Source organism: Cribrihabitans pelagius (assembly GCF_048820915.1).
Classification (GTDB): domain Bacteria; phylum Pseudomonadota; class Alphaproteobacteria; order Rhodobacterales; family Rhodobacteraceae; genus Cribrihabitans_A; species Cribrihabitans_A pelagius.
Map to the genome: position 1 here is coordinate 26,399 of NZ_JBMERR010000017.1, position 17,475 is coordinate 43,873.

Consider the following 17,475-nt stretch of genomic DNA (forward strand, 5'->3'; position numbering starts at 1 on the left):
CCGAAGGCGCCCTCATCCGAACCTGAATGCGCGTTTCAGCGCACCACGAAGACCGAGCAGTCCGAGTGCCGGATCACCCGCGCCGCGTTGGGGCCAAGCAGGTAGTCCTTCAGATCCGGCTTGTGAGCACCGATCACGATCAGGTCGGTGCCTGCTTTCTCCGCCACCTTCAGGATCTCCTGATACGCGGTGCCGGTGGCCACCAGATGGCGCACCTTGGCATTGCGCTCCTCGCCCAGAACCTCACCGCAGAGTTCTTGCAGACGGCGGGTGGCGTCCTTCACGGCGTTTTCGTGGTGGTGTTCCTCGAAGAATCCCGACACCCAGCTTTCTCCGAAGTCCGGCAGCACGTTCAGCACATCGAGCTGCGCACCGTCGGCCTCCGCCATGCGGGCGCCCTCGCGCAGGACTTTCTCGTCGGTCTTGCGGTCGCTCAGCTCGACCGCACAAAGAACGGATTTGCTCATGCCGGCACTCCTTCCGTTTCGCGCGCCCGGCCGCGCTGCATCAGCGCCACCAGGGCGACCAGCAGCAGGGCCGGAATGAACATCAGCTCCTTGGGCAGCTGGCTGGCCGGAGCCTTCACCTCGACGATCCGCACCGGCTCGTCGGCGTAGAAGTCGAAGTTCTCCAGGCTGGACGACACTGGCGTGCCGAACATCGGCTCCTCCAGTTTCACGACGCCGTCTTCCTCGATCAGCATCAGGCCGAAGCCGTCCACCATCTGCGCTCCGTCCGAGCCATCCGCGGTCAGGGCAAGCGTGGTCGAGGTCATCCTGGAGGTGTCGAAGTCCAGGCCTTCCACCAGGATACGCAGCTCGTCCCCCGGGGCGGCATCATCCAGCGCCTGCGCCAGCTGGGCGGGCGGCACCTGGGTGTAGGGCGGCATCACCCGGTCCATGAAGAAGTCCGGCCTGAACAGCGCAAAGGCGGCAAAGATCAAGAGGATGCTTTCATAGATCCGGCTGCGGCTCACGAAATAGCCCATCGTGCCGGCGGTGAAGACCAGGATCGCAATGGTCGCGGAGACCGCTACAAGAATGCCCTGCATCCAGCCCACATCGATCAGCAGCAGATCGGTGTTGAAGATGAAGACAAAGGGCAGCGCCACGGTCCGCAGAGAGTAGAAGAATGCGATGAAGCCGGTGCGGATCGCGTCGCCCCCGGACACCGCGGCGGCGGCAAAGCTTGCCAGCCCCACCGGCGGCGTCACATCCGCCATGATCCCGAAGTAGAACACGAAGAGATGCACCGCGATCAGCGGCACCACCAGGCCGGACTGCGCGCCAAGCTCCACCACGACCCCCGCCATCAGCGAGCTCACAACGATGTAGTTGGCCGTGGTCGGCAGCCCCATGCCTAGGACTAGCGACAGGATGCCCACCATCACCAGCATCAGGATCAGGTTGCCGCCCGAGACGAACTCGACCAGCTCCGACATCACCTGCCCCACGCCGGTCAGCGTCACGGTGCCCACGATCACGCCCGCGGTGGCAGTGGCCAGCGCGATGCCGATCATATTGCGGGCCCCGTCGATGAGCCCGTGCCAAAGGTCGTAGAGTCCGTCCCGGAAGGCGCCTGCCATCCGGCTTTCCCCGCGGAACAGCGCCTTCAATGGTTTCTGCGTCACGAGGATCACGAACAAGAGCGCGGTGGCCCAGAACGCCGAGAGGCCGGGCGACTTCTGCTCGATCATCAGGAAGTAGACCAGCACGATGATCGGCAGCAGGTAATGCAGCCCCGCCTTGTAGATCTCGCCCACCACCGGCAGCTCGACCTTTTCGGAGTTCGGATCGTCTGGCTTCAGGTCCTCGACGCCCGCAGCCAGCCACAGGAGCGCGGCATAGGCCAGAACCACCAAGGCCGAAAGCGCCAGGCCTGAGACCTCCGGCATCAGCGCGACGATCCATTTGACCGGATACTGCACGCCGTAGCACAGCGCCGCAAAGCCTGCGAAGAACAATGCCATGCCGCCAATCGTCCGCCCCATCGACACGACGCGGTCGCCCAGCGTCGGCATGTTCCGCTTCACCGCTTCCAGATGCACGATATATACCAGCGCAATGTAGGAGATCGCGGCAGGCAGGAAGGCATGGGTGATCACTGCGACATAAGATATGCCGACGTATTCCACCATCAGGAAGGCCGCGGCCCCCATCACCGGCGGCATGATCTGCCCGTTCACGGACGAAGCCACCTCGACCGACCCCGCCTGCTCGCTGGTGAAGCCCACGCGTTTCATCAGCGGAATGGTGAAAGTGCCGGTGGTGACCACATTGGCAATCGAGGAGCCGGAGATCAGGCCGGTCGCGGCCGAGCCCACGACGGCTGCCTTGGCCGGGCCGCCGCGCAGGTGGCCAAGCGCGCCAAAGGCCATTTTGATGAAGTAATTGCCCGCGCCTGCCTTATCAAGAAGAGCTCCGAACAGCACGAAAAGAAAGACAAATTTGGTGGAGACACCAAGCGCGATGCCAAACACGCCCTCAGACGTGATCCACATGTGGCTCATCGCCTTCTTCAGGCTCGCACCCTTCCAGCGGATCACTTCGGGCACCCATTCGGAGGATCCGAAGAAGACATACAGCAGGAAGATCGTGGCGATGATCGCCATCGCCGGCCCCAGCGCGCGGCGCGCGGCCTCGAACAACAGAAGCAGGCCGATGAAGGCAAAGACCGCGTCGGTTTCATCCGCAAGCCCGCCCGAGTCGACGATCTTCTGGTAGAAGAAATAGCCATAAAGCGCGATCAGCGTGCCCGCGATGGCAAAGATCCAGTCCAGCACCGGCACATGGCCGCGGGGGCTGGTCCGGAAGGCGGGATAGGCCGCGTAGGCCAGGAAAATCGCGAAGGCCAGATGGATCTGGCGCGAGTTGTTGATCACGCTGCCGGGCAGCAGCACATTCGCCAGCGGCGAGGCCAGAACGACTTGGAACACCGACCAGATCACCGCGACGATGGCCAGGAACAGCCCCACCGACCCTACCGGGCTGCGGGCGCCGGCGTCGGAGGACGCGACCAGTTCCTGAAGCTCTTCTTCGCTAAGCGGTCGATTTCCCTGAGCATCCGATGTCATGGATAATCTCCCCTGGGGCCGCCTTTTCCGCGCGGCCTGGATTTTTTTGTGCCGGAGCCTGCGCCCCGGGGCTGAAACGGGGCACCTTGCGCGCCCCGTTCCCTGTCACATTTATCTGGGCCGGCGATTACTCGATCCAGCCTTTTTCCTTGTAGTACTTCGCAGCACCGGGGTGCAGCGGCGCCGACAGGCCGTCCGCGACCATCTCTTCCGGCTTCAGGTTGGCAAAGGCCGGGTGCAGCTTCTGGAAAGCTTCGAAGTTCTCAAAGACCGAGCTCACCACGGCGTAGACCGCGTCCTCGGACACGTCCGCGGAGGTCACAAAGGTTGCGCCGACACCAAAGGTGCTGGTGTCCTCATCGGTGCCGCGGTACATGCCGCCCGGGATGGTGGCCTTGCGGTAGAAGGAGTTGTCGGCAACCAGCTTGTCGACTGCTTCGCCGTTCACCTCGACCAGGACGGAGTCACAGGCGGTGGTGGCTTCCTGGATCGAGCCGGAGGGGTGGCCGACGGTGTAGATCATCGCGTCGATCTGGTTGTCGCACAGCGCCGCGGACTGCTCGGCCGCCTTCAGCTCGGTGGCCAGGGCGAAATCTTCCATGCCCCAGCCCTTGGCTTCCATCAGCACTTCCATGGTGGCGCGCTGGCCGGAGCCCGGATTGCCGATGTTGACGCGCTTGCCCTTGAGGTCATCGAAGCTCTTGATGCCGGTGTCGGCACGGGCCACGACGGTGAAGGGTTCGGGATGAACCGAGAACACAGCGCGCAAGCCTTCGAAAGGTTTGCCCTCGAACTGGACGACGCCGTTATACGCGTTGTACTGGATGTCGGACTGGGCCACGCCGAACTGCAGTTCACCCTCTTGGATGGTGTTCACGTTGTAGACCGAACCGCCGGTGGATTCGACGGCGCACTTGAAGCCATGCTCCTTGCGGCCCTTGTTCACCAGGCGGCAGATGGCGCCGCCGGTGGGGTAATAGACGCCGGTCACGCCGCCAGTGCCGATGGTGATGAATTCCTGCGCCATCGCGGCCGGTGCCATGATAGCCGCCGTCACCAGGGCGCCGAGGCCCAGCTTGGTGTGTGTCATGATCAAGTTTCTCCCACTTGTCTTATGATTTTGAGCGCCGTCCAGACCCCGCGCGCTTGGGAACGCCTAAGGCATTGGCCGTGCCGGTTGAAATCAGACCGACGGGCGGCGCCCGTGCGGAATTTCGCACGTGCAAAAGCGTTTCACCGGCGCGTTGTCAAGTCAAGGGTGCTAATTTTTGCCGCACCCCGGTAAAAGAATATTTTTCGCGCAGATGACACGTCTTGCGAATTTTTCCCCGTTTCCGTCGGGAGGCAACGCCTGAATATGGAAAATTCGCGCCAGCGGTCCGGCTGGCCCGCTGCAGACGCCCGCTGCCGCTGTCGCGGCGGTCCGGCCTTGGGTGTTTGCACCAAACGACCGTTAAAACGTGCATTGACTAAAGTGAATACAGATGACGCGGCACAACCTGAACGATATTTTCACACACACGAATACGCAAGACCCAGCCCTACCCCACTCCCGACCAACAGGCGAGGACCACGGCGTGACTTTGCTGAGCCAGGTGCTATCGGAAAACCCCAAGGTGGACGATTTCTGGATGCTGGAGCGCAGCGTCTCGGCCGCCGCAAGGCTTCTGCCGCGCAGCGACCGCCCGGCGCTGCTCTGCGATGTGCAGCCCGAATTTCCCTCCACTCCCCGCAACTGGGACCTGATCCTCAGTGCCGCGCACGAACGCGGCCTGCGGGCCCGCTAGCGGCGCAAGGCCGAAGCCGCCGGTTTGAAATTCTGCGGCCATCCCCTACTCTTCATTCGAACCGAACAAGCCGGGAGAGCCGCTATGCGATGGAGAGGACGGCGCGGCAGCCGCAACATCGAGGACCGGCGCGGACGGCGCCCGATGGGCCGCGCCGCGGGCATCGGCGGCCTGGGCGCGGTGCTTCTGGTCGTGGCTGGCGCCTTTTTCGGGGTCGACCTTACCCCGCTGCTGCAGGGAAACGCACCGCCGCCCTCCGCCGCCCGCCAGCCCTCTGCCGCCGACCAGCAGGCGGCGCAATTTGTCAGCGTCGCCCTCGCCGACACTGAAGATGCCTGGCGCCAGATCTTCGACCGCCAGCTGGACCGCAGCTATACGCCGCCGGTACTGGTGCTGTTCACCGGTGTGACGCAATCGCCCTGCGGCGGCGCCTCGGGCGCGACGGGGCCGTTCTATTGCCCGCTCGACCGCAAAATCTACCTCGATACCGGGTTCTTTACCACGCTGAGCCAGCGGATGGGTGCGGGCGGTGATTTTGCCGCCGCCTATGTCGTCGCCCATGAAGTCGCCCATCACGTCCAGGACGAGCTTGGCATTCTGGAGGAGACCCGGCGCGCCCGTGCCGCGTCCTCCAGCACCAACGCCAACCGGATCTCGGTCAGAGTCGAGCTGCAAGCGGATTGTTTTGCCGGCATCTGGGCCCGCTATGCCCGTGATGCGCTGGGCACGCTGGACCCTGGCGATGTGCAGGAGGCGATGAACGCGGCCAAGCAGATCGGCGACGACACGCTGCAGCGCAACGCGGGCCGGGTGCCGCAGCCGCATACCTTCACCCATGGCACCAGCGAGCAGCGCCAGGCCTGGTTCGCGCGCGGCTACGAGTCCGGCAGTGTCGCCGCCTGCGATACTTTCGCCTCCAGTGCGCCCTGAGAGAGCAGCATCCGGCACGGATCCGCCTTGCGCCCGGGCTTCATTTCGGCAACACCAGCCGCTAGGATCACCCGGCAGACGCCATGCTCCTGCAGCCACAGCCAGAGGACATATCGCCATGAAAGTGAACGGCACCCATTACCGCTCTTTGTGGTGGGACCAGCAGGACGATGTCCTGAACATCATCGACCAGCGCTGGCTGCCGCATGACTTCCGCGTGCAACCGGTTGAGACGCTGCAGGATTTCGCCGACGCCATCGTCGAGATGCGGGTCCGCGGCGCGCCGCTGATCGGGGCCACTGCGGCTTATGGCATGGCGCTGGCGATGCGGCTTGACCCGTCTGACCGCGCGATGGACGCGGCCTGGAGCTTCCTCAACGCCACCCGCCCCACCGCGATCAACCTGCGTTGGGCGCTGGACCGCTGCCGCAGCCGCCTGCGCCCGCTGCCCGAAGGCGGCCGCGCCGAAGCCGCGCTGGCGCTCGCGCATGAGATCGCCGACGAGGACGTGGAGATTAACCGCCGCATCGGGCTGCATGGCCTGGAGCTGATCCGCGACATCGCCGCCCGGAAGCCCGCCGGCGAGCCTGTGCGCCTGCTGACCCATTGCAACGCCGGCTGGATCGCCACCGTTGACTGGGGCACGGCCACCAGCCCGATGTACCAGGCCCATGACGCGGGGATTCCGATCCACGTCTGGGTGGACGAGACCCGCCCCCGCAACCAGGGCGCTCTGACCTCTTGGGAGCTCGGCAGCCACGGCATCAGCCACACCTATGTGACCGACAACGCCGGCGGCCATCTGATGCAGCACGGTGAGGTCGATCTGGTCATCACCGGCACCGACCGCACCACCCGCCGCGGCGACGTCTGCAACAAGATCGGCACCTACCTGAAGGCGCTTGCGGCCAAGGACAACGGCGTGCCCTTCTACGTCGCCCTGCCCTCGCCCACCATCGACTGGACGGTCACCGACGGCGTTGCCGAGATCCCGATCGAGGAACGCAGCGCCCGCGAAGTGACCCATGTGCAGGGGCTGGATGGTGATGATGGCGGCATCGGCGTGGTGCAGGTCACCCCCGAAGGCACCGCGGGCGGCAACCCGGCCTTTGACGTCACGCCGAACCGGCTGGTCACCGGGCTGATCACCGAGCGCGGCATCTGCGCGGCTTCCGAGGATGGCCTCGCCGGGCTGTTCCCCGAGTTTGCCACGCAATCCGCCTGAGCCGCGCCGCCATGCCCCCGAAGCCTCCTTATGCGGACACGCCCGCGCTGCGCCAGGCGGTGATTGACGCTTGCCTTGCGATGAACGCCTCCGGCATCAACCAGGGCACTTCCGGCAATATCTCTGTGCGGGCGGAGGGGGCAATGCTGATCACCCCCTCCGGCGTGCCTTACGCGCAGATGACGCCGGAGATGCTTGTGCGGATGCCGCTTGATGGCAGCCCGGCCGCCGGGGGGCAGAGGAAGCCCTCCACCGAATGGCCCTTTCACCTCGCGATCCTCGCCGCCAAGCCGCAGGTGCATGCGGTGGTGCACGCGCACCCGGTGCATTGCACGGCGCTGGCGATGAACCGGATGACGATCCCCGCCTGCCATTACATGGTCGCGGCCTTCGGCGGAGACGACGTGCCCTTGGCGGATTATGCGTTGTTCGGCAGCCGTGCGCTTTCGGACAATATCCTGCGCGCGCTGGAGGACCGCTCCGCCTGCCTGATGGCCAATCACGGCGCGGTCACCACCGGAGACAGCCTCGCCCGCGCGCTCTGGCGGATGGAGGAGCTTGAGACACTCGCCAAAGGCTATGCCGCAAGCCTTGCGATCGGCCGGCCGGCGATCCTGAGCACCGCGGAAATGGCAGACGTCGCCGCAGCTTTTTCCGATTATGGCCTCAAAGACAGCCGCTGAACCCGCGCGTAGTTCACGGGCCGTTCCAAAAGATCGAAAATCGAAAAGGGGCTACGTGAACCCCGCCACGTAACCCCTTGAAATTCTTGGTACCCAAGGCCGGACTCGAACCGGCACGCTGTCACCAGCGGGGGATTTTGAATCCCCTGCGTCTACCATTCCGCCACTTGGGCCACGCCCTTTTCCTAGCCAAGCGCGCGGGCGGCGTCCAGTGCCAAATCGCGCCGCCAGAGGCGAAAATTCATGCGCCGGCGCGCCCGCGGGACGGGAAAGCTTGACGATGCCACCCCTCGCATGCCAACAGCTTAGGCCAAGGAGATTAACAGACCACGGGGCGGTATGCTGAACACCCTTTACGCGCGCACGATGGCGCTGGCCGATCACCCCAGGGCGCTTTGGCTCCTGGCGCTGGTGTCGTTTGCCGAAAGCTCGGTGTTCCCGATCCCGCCCGATGTGCTGATGATCCCGATGATCCTGGCCCGTCCGGCCCGCGCCTGGCTGGTCGCGCTGATTGCGCTCCTGTCCTCGGTCGCGGGCGGTATGCTGGGCTACTTGATCGGCGCCTTCTTCTACGACAGCATCGGCCAGCCGGTGCTGGAGGCGATGGGCAAGGGTGCCGCGATGGAAGAGTTCAACACCCGCTTCAACGACTTCGGCTTCTGGGCCGTCTTGGGCGCGGGCATCACGCCCTTCCCCTACAAGGTGATCACCATCATGTCGGGCTGGACCGGCATGCCGCTTGGCACCTTTGTTGCCACCTCGCTGCTGGCACGGGCGCTGCGCTTCTTTGCGGTGGCGGCGCTGTTGTGGCGCTACGGCACACCGGTGCGAGATTTCACCGAGCGCCGGCTGGGGCTGGTCTTCTCGGTCTTCATGGTGATGCTGGTCGGCGGCTTCTTCGTGGTGAGGTATATCTGAACATGCACCGTCTCCTGATCCTGATCGCCGCCGGAGGCTCGGCGGCGTTGCTGCTGGGCGCGCTGGGCTTCCAGTACATTGGCGAGATGGCACCCTGCAAACTCTGCTACTGGCAGCGCTACCCGCATGCCGCCGCTGCCGGAATCGGCGTTCTGGCGCTGGCTCTGCCGCTACTTGTTCTGCCGTATTTGGGCGCGCTGGCAGCCCTCGCCACAGCAGGAATCGGCGCTTATCACACCGGGGTCGAGCGCGGCTGGTGGGAAGGCCCCGGCACCTGCACTTCCGGACCCGTCGGGGGCCTGAGCCCGGATCAGCTGATGGAGCAGATCATGGCGGCGCCGCTGGTGCGCTGCGATGACGTGCCGTGGGAGCTGTTCGGCCTGTCGATGGCCAGCTGGAACGCGATTGCCTCAGCCAGCCTCGCGGCCCTGTGGATCGCCGCTGCCAACCACCTGCGCAACCGCGGCTGAGAGCCGGATCAACCGAATAAAAAGCGCCCCGCAACTTGTTGAAAAATAAGACTAAGTATCCTTCTTCGTCGCCAGCAGAAGATTGGTTTCACTGCTGACCACACCTTCGAACAGCCGGATCTTGGCCAGCGCGGCATCCAGGGTCTCCAGCGTCTCCGTGCCCAGTTCCACGATCAGGTCCCAGCGCCCGTTGGTGGTATGGATGGCGCGCACCTCCGGCAGGCCCTGCAGCTGGCGGGTGATCCGGCTGGTGCCCCGGCCCTCGATGCCGATCATCATCAGCCCGCGCACCGGATCGCGCAGCACATCCTCCTTCAGGACCACCGTAAAGCCCAGAATATCGCCGCGCGCCTGCAACCGCTCGATGCGGGAGCGCACCGTGGTGCGCGACAGGCTCAGCTCCAGTGCCAAGTCCGACAATGACGCGCGCGCATTATGCCGAAGGGCTGCCACCAGCCGCTCGTCCGTTTTGTCCATTTCACTACCCATCTTGATCATTTGCCGTGCATTATGGGCAAAATGTCCGCTGGTTTCCATCACGAAACGGAAGGAAATGATAGAAAATCATCAACCCGCAAAAGAGGCTGAATCCCGTGTCTTCGCAACATTGCATTCTGATCGGCGCCCCGGTCGACAGCGGCAAGCGCCGCGCCGGCTGTCTGATGGGCCCGGACGCCTATCGTACTGCCAATATCGCCGGCGCTCTGCAAAGCCTGGGCCACACGGTGGAGGATCTCGGCAATCTCGCGCCCGACGCCCATGAACCGGACAACGGCGAAGGGCTGGTCTTTGCCAGGAACGAAACCATCGGCTGGACCTCCTGCCTGGCCCGCACAGCCGAAAAGGCGATGGAGCGAGGCCTGCCGGTGTTCCTGGGCGGCGATCACTCCCTGTCGCTCGGTTCGGTCAGCGGTGTGGCCAACTTCGCCGCCAAAGCGGGCCGGCCGCAGTTCGTGCTCTGGCTTGATGCGCACACCGATTTCCACACCCCCAAGACAACCGACAGCGGCAACCTGCACGGCACGCCGGTGGGCTACTTCACCGGCCGCAGCGATTTCGACGGCTTTCCCGCGGTGGCCAACCCGGTGCCGCAGGAAAATGTTTGCATGATCGGCCTGCGCTCCGTCGATACCGAGGAGCGGCTGGCCCTCGAAAGCAGCGCCATCCGCACCCATGATATGCGCGACATTGACGAGAACGGCATCGCCGGCCCGCTGAACCGCTTCCTGGAGCAGGTCGCCGCCGCCAATGGCATGCTGCATGTCTCGCTCGACGTGGACTTCCTCGACCCCTCCGTCGCGCCCGCCGTGGGCACCACCGTGCCGGGCGGCGCCACCGTGCGCGAGTCGCATCTGGTTTGCGAGATGCTGCATGACTCCGGCCTGATGACCTCGCTCGACCTGGTGGAGCTGAACCCCTTCCTCGACGAGCGCGGCCGCACCGCGCATCTGATGGTCGATCTCTGCGCATCGGCCCTTGGCCGCCGCGTCTTTGACCGCCCCACCCGGAGCTACCGATGAGCAGCCTGCAGGCCCCCGGCGCGGTGGTGATGATCCGCCCGCACAACTTCCAGTCCAACCCGGAAACCCGCGGAGACAATGCATTTCAGACACTTGCGCGCAACAATGAAGCCTCAACCGCCGCCCAGGCACTGGCTGAGTTCGACCAGGCAGTGGCGGTTCTACGCGAAGCGGCAGTGACCGTTCACGTCTTTGACGACGAAGGCACCGAGACCCCGGACAGCGTCTTTCCGAACAACTGGTTCTCCACCCATGCCGGCGGCCATGTGGCGGTCTACCCGATGTTTGCGCCCAACCGCCGAAAGGAGCGGCGCTGGGACGTGATCGAGATGCTGAAGCGCGACTACCGCGTGCAGGACGTGATCGACTACAGCGGGCTGGAGCAGGACGGGCTGGCGCTGGAAGGCACCGGCGCCATGGTGCTCGACCATATCGGCCGCATTGCCTACACGGTGAAATCGAACCGCGCCGACCCGGTGCTGCTGGAACGCTTCTGCACCCATTTCAACTTTGAACCCATGGTGTTCGAGGCCAAGGACGCGCAGGTTTGCGATGTCTATCACACCAATGTGCTGATGGGCATCGGCACGGAGTATGCGCTGATCTGCCTGTCGATGCTGCCTGATCCCAAGCGCCGCTCGGAGGTCGCACAGCGGCTGGAGGAAACCGGCCGCGAGGTGATCGACCTCACCCCCGAACAGATTGCCGCCTTTGCCGGCAACGCGCTGGAGCTCACTGGCACGCGGCGCCTCCTGGCCCTGTCGGCCCGCGCGCTTGACGCGCTGCGGCCGGAACAGATCGCCGTGATCGAGCGCAGCGCGGACCTTCTGCCGCTCTCCATACCCACCATCGAAACCGCAGGCGGGTCGGTGCGCTGCATGCTGGCAGGCATCCACCTCAGCCCCCGTGAAAGGAAAACCGCATGACACAACCTTCGGACAAGGCGCTGGTGCCCTTCGTCAGCGTCGACAACATGATGCGCCTGGTGCACAGCGCCGGCATCGAGCAGGTGCTGCGCGATCTGGCAGACTACGTGGAGGAAGATTTCAAGCGCTGGGAGCTGTTCGACAAGACCCCCCGCGTCGCAAGCCACTCGGACGTGGGCGTGATCGAGCTGATGCCGACCTCAGATGGCGAGGCTTACGGCTTCAAATATGTGAACGGACACCCCAAGAACACCTCCGAAGGCTTGCAGACCGTCACAGCCTTCGGCCTCTTGGCCGATGTTTACACCGGCTACCCGGTGCTTCTGACCGAGATGACAATGCTGACGGCGCTGCGCACCGCCGCTACTTCAGCAATGGCCGCCAAGTACTTGGCCCCCAAAGGGTCCACCACGATGGCGATGATCGGTAACGGCGCCCAGTCTGAGTTCCAGACGCTGGCGATGAAGGCAATCATCGGCCTGAAATCCGTGCGCCTCTATGACAAGGACCCGGCCGCGACCGAGAAATGCGCGCGCAACCTGCAAGGGCTTGGGATCGAAGTGGTCTCCTGCAAGACGCCCGAAGAAGCCATCGAAGGCGCGCAGATCCTCACCACCTGCACTGCCGACAAGCAATATGCCACCATCCTGACCGACAACATGGTCGGCAGCGGCGTGCATATCAACGCAATTGGCGGCGACTGCCCGGGCAAGACCGAGCTCGCGCCCGGCATCCTGAACCGCTCTGACGTCTTCGTGGAGTACCCGCCGCAGACCCGGGTCGAGGGCGAGATCCAGCAAATGCCGGAGGACTTCCCGGTCACCGAGCTCTGGGAAGTGGTCGCGGGCAGGAAACCTGGCCGCAGCGGCGAGCGCCAGATCACCCTGTTCGACAGTGTCGGCTTCGCAATCGAGGATTTTTCCGCCCTGCGCTACATCCGCGACCGTATCAAGGGCACCGACTTCTTCATCGACCTGGACATGCTGGCCGACCCGGACGATCCGCGCGATCTCTTCGGAATGCTGCAGCGCGCCAAGGGCTGATAGGGCCAGGCGGCGGCGCCATGGCTGCGCCGCCCTCCGCATGAATGCCATGTCACGGCGGCCCGCCGAAACGAGGCCGCCGGCATCTCCGCTCCCCTTCGCGGGCGGGTGCCGTCAGGCGCCCTCCGGCACGCAGCATGGGGATCTGCTGCCCGCCGCAGCGCCTTGCGCGGCCCGCGGGCGGGAGCGGAAATATCCAGCACTGCCAGTCAGGGGGCTGGCCGTCTCAGGCGTCCAGCTCGGTATCCCAGTAGAGGAAGTCCATCCAGCTTTCATGCAGGTGGTTGGGCGGGAACTTGCGGCCGACGTTACGCAGTTCCTCCGCTCCCGGCCGCCGCGGCGGCTTGCGCAGCGACATGCCGGCCCGGTGCAGCGACTTGGAGCCTTTCCTCAGGTTGCAACCGGCACAGGCGGCGACCACATTCTCCCAGCTGGTCACCCCGCCTGCGGCGCGCGGCACCACGTGATCGAAAGTGAGATCGCCCTTGCTGCCGCAGTACTGGCAGCGGAATTCATCCCTCAAAAACAAATTAAAGCGCGTAAAGGCGACGCGCTTTTGAGGTTTTACGTAGTCTTTCAGAACAACCACAGAGGGTATTCGGATCTCGGTGCTGGGACTGTGCACGACCTCGTCGTATTCCGCCACGATGGCGACCCGGTCGAGCCAGGCAGCCTTCACCGCCTCCTGCCAGGACCAGAGCGACAAGGGGTAATAGGACAACGGCCTGTAGTCCGCATTCAGCACCAGCGCCGGGTGCTGTTTGAGCGCGCCGGGCGCCCTGACAAATTCAGTCCTGAAATCGCCATCCATGTGAACGTCTTCCTTGCCCTGACCTTCCGTCTCGCGGAACCAGGGCGGGGGAACCCGCCCCAGCCTAAATTGACTATATATCGTGGTTGCAACCTGACAAGCCCTGTTGAGCCACAATATCTCGGGAGCTTCCTAGGCCAATCGCGTGACAAACTTGTGACGGCAGAAGAACTTATCCACAAGCGGACACGGGCGGAGGGCCCTTGCCAGCCCCGCCTGCGCGCAATATTGCGCAAGGATGACCCGCCTGATCCGCTTCAACAAACCCTACAACGTGCTGCCCCAGTTCACCGACCGCGGCAGCGAAGGCAGCCCGCGCAACACCCTGAGCGATTTCATTTCCTGCCCCGGCGTCTATCCCGCCGGGCGGCTCGACCGCGACAGCGAGGGGCTGATGCTGCTGACGGACAACGGCCGGCTGCAGGCCTGGATCGCGGACCCGCAGCACAAGATGGCAAAGACCTACTGGGTGCAGGTCGAGGGCGAGCCGGATACGGCAGCGCTGCAGGCGCTTGCCGAGGGCGTGGAGCTGAAAGACGGTGTGACCCGCCCCGCGCGAGCGCGGCTGATCGCAGAGCCGCCCAACCTCTGGGCCCGGACGCCGCCGGTCCGCGTGCGCAAGACCGTGCCTGATACTTGGATCGAGCTGGTGATCCGCGAGGGCCGCAACCGTCAGGTCCGGCGCATGACCGCGGCAGTGGGCCACCCGACCCTGCGGCTGGTCCGCTACGGCATCGGCACCTGGACGCTGGACGGGCTGGCGCAAGGCACTTGGGACGATGTGGAGCCGCCGCGGGTGCCCGGCCCGCCGAAACCCTCGCAGAAGCCGCCGCGCAGGCCCAAGACGCCGAAGCGCAGCCCGGGTGACAAGCCGCGCCGCCGCTGATAGCCTGCGGTCATGAATGATAACCCGCTGCCCGCAGCCCCTGCCCCAACTGCGATCCTCGAAGCCGCGCTCTACGTGGATGATCTCGATGCGGCGGAGGATTTCTATGGCCGCGTCATCGGGCTGGAAAAGATCCAGCGGGTAGAGGGCCGGCATGTGTTCTTCCGCGTCGGCACCGGCACGCTCCTGTTGTTCATTGCGGATGAAACGGTCAAACCGCCTGGCAACCCCCGCCTGCCGGTGCCGCCGCACGGCGCGCGGGGGCCGGGGCATTTCTGCTTTGCCCAGCCGCGTGAGGCGATGATGCAGATGCGCGCCCGGCTCGTCGCCGCCGGTGTCACGCTGGAGGCCGAGTTCGACTGGCCCAACGGCGCCCGCTCGCTCTATTTCCGCGATCCGGCCGGCAATTCCCTGGAAATCGCCGAACCGCACCTCTGGCAGCCCTGATTTGAGCGACCGGCGCCGCCACGGGGGCCGGACAAATTGGAAGTTTTCCGGCCAAAATTCTTACAAGAATTTTACCCCCCGCAGAACGCCGGCTTGGGATCAGAGACTCAGCTTGTCGCGCATGAAGGCCAGCGCCACGCTCAAACCGTCCGGCGCGATGCCATGGGCGGTGCCCTTCTGGATATGGGCGAACACATCCTGGAACCCCGCCTCCTGCAGCGCCTCGGCCGCTTCGGGCAGCGATTGCACCGGCACCACGTCATCCTGATCGCCATGCACCAGCAGAACAGGCATTTTCGAGATGGCCTCGTCCTTCAATAGGTCCGGGTTCAGCAGCCGGCCGGAGAAGGCAACGATCCCCGCCACCGCATCCTCGCGGCGCGGCGCCACGTGCAGGCTCATCATCGTGCCCTGCGAGAAGCCGAACAGAACCACCTGCTCGGGCAGCACGTCCTCGTCCACCATCAGCGCGTCGAGAAAGGCGTTCAGGTCCTCAACCGCCGCTTGCATGCCGCGCATCGCTTCCTCTTCCGACGAGCCGTCGATCCAGGGGATCGGAAACCACTGGAAACCCATCGGCGCGCCCGCGCAGGCCTCGGGCGCATCGGGCGCCACAAACAGCGTGTCCGGCAGGTGTTCGCCCAGCGGATCGGCCAGGCTCAGCAGGTCCGCGCCATTGGCGCCATAGCCATGCAGGAACACCACGACAGAGCGGGTCTGGCCGGAGACCGGCTCCCTGCGGCCGGCATTAAGTACACGAGTCATCGGATTCCTTCCCTGTCCTTCGCCACCCGGTAATAGGCCCAGAGAATGCGCGCCGCAACCGACCGCCAAGGCGACCAATCCTCGGCCATCTGTCTGAGCGCGCGCTCCCGCGGGCGTTCCGGCAGACCGAACAGCATCCGGGCGCCTTCTTGCAGCGCAAGGTCACCGGGCGCAAAGACATCGGCGCGGCCAAGCGAGAACATCGCGTAGATCTCGGCCGTCCAGGCGCCGATGCCCGGCACCTCGATCAGCGTCGCAATCACCTCTGCATCAGGTGCGCCGCGCAAACGATTGAAATCAATACGGGCCTCCGCCAGGGCACGGGCATAGCGGATCTTCTGCCGGCTGAGGCCCGCCGCGCGCAACGCATCGTCGCTGGCCCATTGGATCTTGCGCGGTCCGGTCAGGCGCGCGTCCTTCAGCCGCGCCCAGATCGCATTGGCGGAGGCGACGCTCACCTGCTGGCTGACAATCGCGCTCAACAGTTCCGCAAAGCCATCGGGCTTGCGCCTGAGCGGCAGCGGGCCGGTGAGTTCCAGCGCGCGGGCAAAGCGCGCATCCTGCGCCGCAAGCCAGGCCGCGCCTTCTTCGACACAGGCCGGGGTGGTGATGATGCGCCCCACACCCGGGGCCGAAGATTGCCGATCTGACGTCACGTCACTCGCCTCCAGGCTCAAAACGGTCCGCAAATGCCGCGCCCTCCAGCGCGGCAGGCGGCTTGCCCCGCGTCATATTCGCGGCTACGCATCCCATATGACCATGAGCATGACCACCCCCAGCGACAGCGTCGCCAAGAAAAACGTCGCGATCCTCGTGCTTGCGCAGGCGATCCTGGGCGCGCAGATGCCGATGATTTTCACCATCGGCGGGCTGGCGGGGCAGGCGCTCGCCTCCAACCCCTGTTTTGCAACGCTGCCGATCTCGCTGATCGTGGGCGGCTCGATGCTGGCGGCCACGCCGATTTCGGCCATTATGCAGCGCTGGGGCCGGCGCGCGGGATTCTTCGTGGGGGCAGCCTTTGGCGCGCTTGGCGGGCTGATCGGGGCCTATGGGCTCTACCTCGGCTCCTTCCCGCTGTTCCTGCTCGGCAGTCTGCTGACCGGCATCTACATGAGCGCGCATGGCTTTTACCGCTTTGCCGCCGCCGATACGGCGTCCGAGGCGTTCCGGCCCAAGGCGATTTCCTACGTGATGGCCGGCGGGCTGGCGGCGGCCATAATCGGCCCGCAGCTGGTGAAGGCGACGAGCCAGGCCTTTGTGATCCCCTTCCTCGGCACCTATATGGCGGTGATTGCGGTGAACGTGCTGGGGGCAGCGTTGTTCCTGTTCCTCGACATCCCCAAACCGCCGGCGCCTGCGGTGGATGCGCCGCGCGGCCGCAGCCGGGCTGAGCTGTTGAAGACGCCGGTAATCGCGGTCGCGGTGATCTGCGCGATGGTCTCTTATGCGCTGATGAACCTGGTGATGACCTCGACCCCGCTGGCGGTGGTGGGCTGCGGCTACTCCGAGGGCCGGGCCGCCGATGTGGTGACCTCGCACGTATTGGCGATGTATGTGCCGTCATTCTTCACCGGCCATCTGATCGCCCGCTTCGGGGTGGAGAAGATCGTGGCGGCCGGTCTGGTGATCCTGGCCGCGGCCGGGGCGGTGGCGCTGCAAGGGGTGGAGCTTGGCAATTTCTTCGTGGCGCTGGTGCTCTTGGGTGTGGGCTGGAACTTCGGCTTTATCGGCGCGACGACCATGCTGGCCGGCGCCCATGAGGCGCATGAGCGCGGCCGGATGCAGGGGCTGAACGATCTTCTGGTATTTGGCGGCGTGACCGTGGCCTCGCTTGCCTCGGGCGGCTTGATGAACTGCTCCGGCGGCAACCCGGTGGATGGCTGGAACGCGGTCAACATGGCGATGACGCCCTTCCTGGTGCTTGCGGGCGGCGCGCTTCTGTGGCTGGTGCTGCGGCCGCGGGAGGCGTGAGAGCAGGCCTCGGCGGCACC

General features: G+C 65.1%; 19 protein-coding genes and 1 tRNA gene. 12 read left to right on the top strand and 8 right to left on the bottom strand.

Annotation, left to right across the window (positions count from 1 at the left end):
- Positions 1-35: 35 nt before the first annotated feature.
- From ACOHX0_RS15280 to ACOHX0_RS15290, 3 genes are all read right to left on the bottom strand, one after another.
- Positions 36-467, bottom strand: a complete 432-nt coding sequence (locus ACOHX0_RS15280) for a universal stress protein (protein ID WP_420677893.1) — start codon at positions 465-467, stop codon at positions 36-38.
- Positions 464-3,073, bottom strand: a complete 2,610-nt coding sequence (locus ACOHX0_RS15285; protein ID WP_420677895.1) for a TRAP transporter permease — start codon at positions 3,071-3,073, stop codon at positions 464-466. The genes ACOHX0_RS15280 and ACOHX0_RS15285 overlap by 4 nt, the downstream gene beginning before the upstream one ends.
- A 127-nt stretch (positions 3,074-3,200) precedes the next feature.
- Positions 3,201-4,163: a TAXI family TRAP transporter solute-binding subunit gene (locus ACOHX0_RS15290; RefSeq protein ID WP_420677896.1), complete on the bottom strand. Its 963-nt coding sequence runs from the start codon at positions 4,161-4,163 to the stop codon at positions 3,201-3,203.
- A 487-nt stretch (positions 4,164-4,650) separates the two neighbouring features.
- On the opposite strand from ACOHX0_RS15290, the gene ACOHX0_RS15295 reads away from it, so the two are divergent.
- The 4 genes from ACOHX0_RS15295 (at position 4,651) to ACOHX0_RS15310 (ending at position 7,698) form a co-directional block, all read left to right on the top strand.
- Positions 4,651-4,860 carry a hypothetical protein gene (locus ACOHX0_RS15295; protein WP_420677898.1) on the top strand — a complete coding sequence of 70 codons (210 nt, stop codon included), beginning with the start codon at positions 4,651-4,653 and terminating at the stop codon, positions 4,858-4,860.
- An 84-nt stretch (positions 4,861-4,944) separates the two neighbouring features.
- Positions 4,945-5,790: a KPN_02809 family neutral zinc metallopeptidase gene (ypfJ, locus tag ACOHX0_RS15300; protein WP_420677900.1), complete on the top strand. Its 846-nt coding sequence runs from the start codon at positions 4,945-4,947 to the stop codon at positions 5,788-5,790.
- 118 nt (positions 5,791-5,908) lie between these two features.
- Positions 5,909-7,015 (top strand): S-methyl-5-thioribose-1-phosphate isomerase, encoded by a 1,107-nt coding sequence (gene mtnA / locus ACOHX0_RS15305; protein ID WP_420677901.1) that lies wholly within the window; start codon positions 5,909-5,911, stop codon positions 7,013-7,015.
- A gap of 11 nt (positions 7,016-7,026) precedes the next feature.
- A complete protein-coding gene (locus ACOHX0_RS15310) occupies positions 7,027-7,698 on the top strand; it encodes a class II aldolase/adducin family protein (protein ID WP_420677903.1) in 672 nt (223 codons plus the stop codon).
- Between the two features lie 87 nt (positions 7,699-7,785).
- Here ACOHX0_RS15310 and ACOHX0_RS15315 read toward each other — a convergent pair.
- A tRNA-Leu gene (locus ACOHX0_RS15315) sits at positions 7,786-7,871 on the bottom strand.
- A gap of 166 nt (positions 7,872-8,037) precedes the next feature.
- Here ACOHX0_RS15315 and ACOHX0_RS15320 point away from each other — a divergent pair.
- Both ACOHX0_RS15320 and ACOHX0_RS15325 read left to right on the top strand, forming a co-directional pair.
- Positions 8,038-8,616, top strand: a complete 579-nt coding sequence (locus ACOHX0_RS15320; protein ID WP_420677905.1) for a YqaA family protein — start codon at positions 8,038-8,040, stop codon at positions 8,614-8,616.
- 2 nt (positions 8,617-8,618) lie between these two features.
- Positions 8,619-9,086, top strand: coding sequence for a disulfide bond formation protein B (locus tag ACOHX0_RS15325; RefSeq protein ID WP_420677907.1), 468 nt, complete (start codon positions 8,619-8,621; stop codon positions 9,084-9,086).
- 51 nt (positions 9,087-9,137) lie between these two features.
- Here ACOHX0_RS15325 and ACOHX0_RS15330 read toward each other — a convergent pair whose 3' ends face one another.
- Positions 9,138-9,563: an Lrp/AsnC family transcriptional regulator gene (locus ACOHX0_RS15330; protein ID WP_420677909.1), complete on the bottom strand. Its 426-nt coding sequence runs from the start codon at positions 9,561-9,563 to the stop codon at positions 9,138-9,140.
- A 116-nt stretch (positions 9,564-9,679) separates the two neighbouring features.
- Between ACOHX0_RS15330 and rocF the strand changes: the two genes are divergently transcribed.
- Genes rocF through ACOHX0_RS15345 form a run of 3 tightly spaced genes read left to right on the top strand, consistent with a single transcriptional unit; the run spans position 9,680 to position 12,575 of the window.
- A complete protein-coding gene (rocF, locus tag ACOHX0_RS15335) occupies positions 9,680-10,606 on the top strand; it encodes an arginase (RefSeq protein WP_420677910.1) in 927 nt (308 codons plus the stop codon).
- Positions 10,603-11,532, top strand: a complete 930-nt coding sequence (gene ctlX / locus ACOHX0_RS15340) for a citrulline utilization hydrolase CtlX (protein ID WP_420677912.1) — start codon at positions 10,603-10,605, stop codon at positions 11,530-11,532. The genes rocF and ctlX overlap by 4 nt, the downstream gene beginning before the upstream one ends.
- Positions 11,529-12,575 (top strand): ornithine cyclodeaminase, encoded by a 1,047-nt coding sequence (locus ACOHX0_RS15345; RefSeq protein WP_420677914.1) that lies wholly within the window; start codon positions 11,529-11,531, stop codon positions 12,573-12,575. The genes ctlX and ACOHX0_RS15345 overlap by 4 nt, the downstream gene beginning before the upstream one ends.
- 226 nt (positions 12,576-12,801) lie before the next feature.
- Here the strand turns inward: ACOHX0_RS15345 and ACOHX0_RS15350 are convergent, their stop codons facing one another.
- Entirely contained in the window at positions 12,802-13,386 is a 585-nt protein-coding gene (locus ACOHX0_RS15350) for an HNH endonuclease (protein ID WP_420677915.1), read from the bottom strand.
- A 238-nt stretch (positions 13,387-13,624) separates the two neighbouring features.
- Here ACOHX0_RS15350 and ACOHX0_RS15355 point away from each other — a divergent pair, with 238 nt between their 5' ends.
- Together ACOHX0_RS15355 and ACOHX0_RS15360 are read left to right on the top strand one after the other, a co-directional pair.
- Entirely contained in the window at positions 13,625-14,272 is a 648-nt protein-coding gene (locus ACOHX0_RS15355; protein WP_420677917.1) for a pseudouridine synthase, read from the top strand.
- 12 nt (positions 14,273-14,284) lie between these two features.
- The gene (locus ACOHX0_RS15360) at positions 14,285-14,719 is read left to right on the top strand and encodes a VOC family protein (protein ID WP_420677918.1); all 435 of its coding nucleotides are present in this window, start codon (positions 14,285-14,287) and stop codon (positions 14,717-14,719) included.
- Between the two features lie 99 nt (positions 14,720-14,818).
- On the opposite strand, the gene ACOHX0_RS15365 is transcribed toward ACOHX0_RS15360, so the two are convergent.
- Together ACOHX0_RS15365 and ACOHX0_RS15370 are read right to left on the bottom strand one after the other, a co-directional pair.
- Positions 14,819-15,484, bottom strand: a complete 666-nt coding sequence (locus tag ACOHX0_RS15365) for an alpha/beta hydrolase (RefSeq protein WP_420677920.1) — start codon at positions 15,482-15,484, stop codon at positions 14,819-14,821.
- Positions 15,481-16,140, bottom strand: a complete 660-nt coding sequence (locus ACOHX0_RS15370; RefSeq protein ID WP_420677922.1) for a DNA-3-methyladenine glycosylase family protein — start codon at positions 16,138-16,140, stop codon at positions 15,481-15,483. The genes ACOHX0_RS15365 and ACOHX0_RS15370 overlap by 4 nt, the downstream gene beginning before the upstream one ends.
- Positions 16,141-16,237: 97 nt before the next feature.
- On the opposite strand from ACOHX0_RS15370, the gene ACOHX0_RS15375 reads away from it, so the two are divergent.
- Positions 16,238-17,455, top strand: coding sequence for an MFS transporter (locus ACOHX0_RS15375; protein WP_420677925.1), 1,218 nt, complete (start codon positions 16,238-16,240; stop codon positions 17,453-17,455).
- Positions 17,456-17,475: the final 20 nt, after the last annotated feature.

What these genes read in the sequence shown, in the direction of transcription:
- ACOHX0_RS15280 (WP_420677893.1), bottom strand. Translation starts at nt 467, where the DNA reads ATGAGCAAATCCGTTCTTTGTGCGGTCGAGCTGAGCGACCGCAAGACC.
- ACOHX0_RS15285 (WP_420677895.1), bottom strand. Translation starts at nt 3,073, where the DNA reads ATGACATCGGATGCTCAGGGAAATCGACCGCTTAGCGAAGAAGAGCTT.
- ACOHX0_RS15290 (WP_420677896.1), bottom strand. Translation starts at nt 4,163, where the DNA reads ATGACACACACCAAGCTGGGCCTCGGCGCCCTGGTGACGGCGGCTATC.
- ypfJ (WP_420677900.1), top strand. Translation starts at nt 4,945, where the DNA reads ATGCGATGGAGAGGACGGCGCGGCAGCCGCAACATCGAGGACCGGCGC.
- mtnA (WP_420677901.1), top strand. Translation starts at nt 5,909, where the DNA reads ATGAAAGTGAACGGCACCCATTACCGCTCTTTGTGGTGGGACCAGCAG.
- ACOHX0_RS15310 (WP_420677903.1), top strand. Translation starts at nt 7,027, where the DNA reads ATGCCCCCGAAGCCTCCTTATGCGGACACGCCCGCGCTGCGCCAGGCG.
- ACOHX0_RS15320 (WP_420677905.1), top strand. Translation starts at nt 8,038, where the DNA reads ATGCTGAACACCCTTTACGCGCGCACGATGGCGCTGGCCGATCACCCC.
- ACOHX0_RS15325 (WP_420677907.1), top strand. Translation starts at nt 8,619, where the DNA reads ATGCACCGTCTCCTGATCCTGATCGCCGCCGGAGGCTCGGCGGCGTTG.
- ACOHX0_RS15330 (WP_420677909.1), bottom strand. Translation starts at nt 9,563, where the DNA reads ATGGACAAAACGGACGAGCGGCTGGTGGCAGCCCTTCGGCATAATGCG.
- ctlX (WP_420677912.1), top strand. Translation starts at nt 10,603, where the DNA reads ATGAGCAGCCTGCAGGCCCCCGGCGCGGTGGTGATGATCCGCCCGCAC.
- ACOHX0_RS15345 (WP_420677914.1), top strand. Translation starts at nt 11,529, where the DNA reads ATGACACAACCTTCGGACAAGGCGCTGGTGCCCTTCGTCAGCGTCGAC.
- ACOHX0_RS15350 (WP_420677915.1), bottom strand. Translation starts at nt 13,386, where the DNA reads ATGGATGGCGATTTCAGGACTGAATTTGTCAGGGCGCCCGGCGCGCTC.
- ACOHX0_RS15355 (WP_420677917.1), top strand. Translation starts at nt 13,625, where the DNA reads ATGACCCGCCTGATCCGCTTCAACAAACCCTACAACGTGCTGCCCCAG.
- ACOHX0_RS15360 (WP_420677918.1), top strand. Translation starts at nt 14,285, where the DNA reads ATGAATGATAACCCGCTGCCCGCAGCCCCTGCCCCAACTGCGATCCTC.
- ACOHX0_RS15365 (WP_420677920.1), bottom strand. Translation starts at nt 15,484, where the DNA reads ATGACTCGTGTACTTAATGCCGGCCGCAGGGAGCCGGTCTCCGGCCAG.
- ACOHX0_RS15375 (WP_420677925.1), top strand. Translation starts at nt 16,238, where the DNA reads ATGACCATGAGCATGACCACCCCCAGCGACAGCGTCGCCAAGAAAAAC.